Source organism: Cryobacterium sp. TMT1-2-2, assembly GCF_004403505.1.
Lineage (GTDB): Bacteria > Actinomycetota > Actinomycetes > Actinomycetales > Microbacteriaceae > Cryobacterium > Cryobacterium flavum.
On sequence record NZ_SOGS01000004.1, the window covers coordinates 1 to 2695 of the forward strand.

The window sequence follows — 2695 nt, forward strand, 5'->3', positions numbered from 1 at the left end:
AGGCTGCATCATCCCCGGCTGCACCATCCCCGCCCGCTGGACCGAAACCCACCACGTCATCCCCTGGCAACAACACGGCCGCACCGACATCAACAACGGCGTCCTCCTCTGCTGGTTCCCCCACCACACCATCGACACCAGCGGATGGAAAATCCGCATGATCAACAGCAGACCCCAAGTACGCGGCCCCCTACTCTGGGACCCCACCCAAATCTGGCGCCCCGCCCACAGCCACCGCGCCAACACCACCAGCCCCGAACCACCCTGGCGCACCTAAGACCATCAAGCGCGGCCGGAATTCTGTTCATCTTTGACTTCGACCGGGCTCGCCTCGAGCAAAACAGCGAGTCGCGACCTTCTGCATTACTCACTGCAGTCACCCAGGCGTGGTGCCCCCGGTAGGAATCGAACCTACGACAATCGGATTGCGGCGGACCCTTTTTGGCCGAGCGACTCTCATTGCGAAACCTAGACTGAACTCGTCCGATCTCGATCTGATCAGGAGTTCCCTGTGATATCTATTGCAATTCTATCGCATTACCTAGGCCCATCTCGGCTGGTCTCGACGCAATAAACGTTGAATAAACATGCGCGCATCAAGTCCCCATGTTTGGTCCCAGACCCACCCATTCGACATACGATACCGAACGCGAGCCGAACTCCTGGTCGTGCTTTGGCACAACGGTCGCGAGCGCGCTTAACCGATCTGGGCAGGCGACCAGAGAGATCGCGAAATATGCCCATCTCCAGGGGTGGCAAGCCAAAGGCCAGTTACCCGACGGACGGTCGGTGAATCCGTTCGTCTACCGCGTCCGCAGGAGCTTGGAAAGACATCGCAACGCGCTGCTTCGCGACGCGAGCAACACTCCGCGCATCCTCGATTGTCAGCCTGTTCGTGGGCACGCGCCCAACGACCTCCTGCATCGCAAGCTGCACGACCAGCGACTCGACGGGCACACGAGGCTTTCCCCGATGAGTCCTAGCCTGGTTATCCATCTCCGCGTCGACGAGAAACCGAGCACTGTTGCGGTTCGCATGGGTCACGACTGTTCTTATGAGTCGCTCGAACTGCTGCTGCCGCTCTTCGCGCCGAACCATGGCCTTCGTGGCGCGAACGGCCGCTGCGACGTCGCGGCCCGTCAGGAGGTCGACCCGGCGCATCCGCTCTGTGACGAATTCGACCGCGCGGGCGCAGACGATAGTCTCCACCGGAACCGGCGGGAGCCCCATGCGTGCTCTAGTTTCCACGTAGGCGTCGGCGAAATCGCGCATGCCGGCACCGTTCTTGAGCATGTGCTCGGTGAGCGACTCCGCGAACACCGTGAACTGCCGGAGATGTTCGGGCCGTGACGAGTCACTGAAATAGGCGTCGGCCTCGCGCTCGTTGGCCCGGCGCTCGGCCGCAGTAGTCGCGTGCAGAAGCTTTGGCGGGAGGCCGGCCCGACTCAGGCTGCGCTTCAGGCGTCTCGCTGCTGCGTTGGCCTCCAGCTCGGACCGGTAAATCTCGGGATCGCTGCGCCGGTTGCGCTGCAGCTCGGCCCGGCGCGCCGTGTTGCGCTCGGCCCACTGCCGGGTTATCTGCTTCGTGCGCTCCGGGTCCGCATCCCGCCGGGCCGCAGCCCGGACATTCACCTCGTCGCGATGAGCCTCGTAATAGCGGCTGTAGTACTCGCGCACCTTCTCGCGATTCTCCGCCACCCAGCGCTGCTGATACTGCCGCCGGCGCTCCGGGTGCTCCACCCGCCGACGCTTCGCACGCTCCCTCCCCCGCGCCCGTACCTCCGCCTCCCGATGCCGGCGAGCCGCGGCCCGACGCATCGAATCCCGATTCAGCTCCCGGGCCCGGTCAAGGTGTTGCGAACGCCAGAGCCGATTCAGCTCGCGGATCCGGTCGCGGTTCGCCGCCACGTACTGCCGCCGCCTCTCCGCCGCATCATCAACAGACGGATGCTCCGCCAGCGACTTTTGCGCTCCGGCGGCTTCCTCAGATGGGTCGTTCATGATCGCAGCTACTCGGCAGGCAGCGGAGCCAGCTCGATGACCAACGCAAGCAGTTCAGAGCGATGCGCCGTCGGGTTGGTGATCACACGCCCGACCGCGACGCGGAACCGCTCGAGGTCATCATCCGCGATCCCGGCGACGGGCTCCAGGCAGTAAGCGATGTCGTTCTGCAGGTTGGGGCCGTCATCGTCGACGGCGACCTCCGGATAGTAGAACAGCGCCGCCAGCGCGGCGCGGCTGAGCAGATCGTCGAACTGCTCCTGCGGAATCGTCATAATGAAGCCTCCTGTGCGCGGACGTGTGTGAACCACTCATGCCGCTACCAGGAGGTGCGCCGGTCGAGACCTGCTGTCAGCCGCGACTCGAGACGATCACCGCCCCGTCGATGTGCCTGCCAGTGATGGCGAGCGGTGCCTGCTTCAGGAGTAGGTGCATCCAAGGGAAGAACTATGGCGCCGTGGTTGCACACGGACGGGACGAACGGACGGATCTAGTTTCAGACGGGCCTGAGCACCGTTGATAAACCAACTGGCCGACTGGACTAGCTCCCTAGCCCGGAAAAAACGACATAAACAGGCTCTCCTGACGTAGCCGTGGGTCCGTTGGGAGCGCCTTAACAGCCGCACGCCGCTCTCCGCCTAGGTTTCTAACTGTCAAAGGTAAGAAACTCGGGAACGGAAAAAGCGGCGTGCGA

The 2695-nt window shown here is 63.5% G+C and carries 3 protein-coding genes; 1 reads left to right on the forward strand and 2 read right to left on the reverse strand.

The genetic code is table 11. From position 1 onward, the window contains the following. Positions 1–277, forward strand: a 277-nt coding sequence (locus E3T35_RS03645; protein ID WP_134377894.1) for an HNH endonuclease signature motif containing protein, incomplete at its 5' end; no start/stop codon positions are given. A gap of 494 nt (positions 278–771) precedes the next feature. Here the strand turns inward: E3T35_RS03645 and E3T35_RS03650 are convergent. Next, positions 772–2001, reverse strand: a complete 1230-nt coding sequence (locus E3T35_RS03650) for a hypothetical protein (RefSeq protein ID WP_134377895.1) — start codon at positions 1999–2001, stop codon at positions 772–774. Between the two features lie 8 nt (positions 2002–2009). After that, the gene (locus E3T35_RS03655) at positions 2010–2276 is read right to left on the reverse strand and encodes a hypothetical protein (RefSeq protein ID WP_134377896.1); all 267 of its coding nucleotides are present in this window, start codon (positions 2274–2276) and stop codon (positions 2010–2012) included. Between the last annotated feature and the right edge of the window lie 419 nt (positions 2277–2695).

Excerpts from the sequence above, each read along its gene's own strand:
- E3T35_RS03655 (WP_134377896.1), bottom strand. The coding sequence starts at position 2,276 with ATGACGATTCCGCAGGAGCAGTTCGACGATCTGCTCAGCCGCGCCGCG.
- E3T35_RS03650 (WP_134377895.1), bottom strand. The coding sequence starts at position 2,001 with ATGAACGACCCATCTGAGGAAGCCGCCGGAGCGCAAAAGTCGCTGGCG.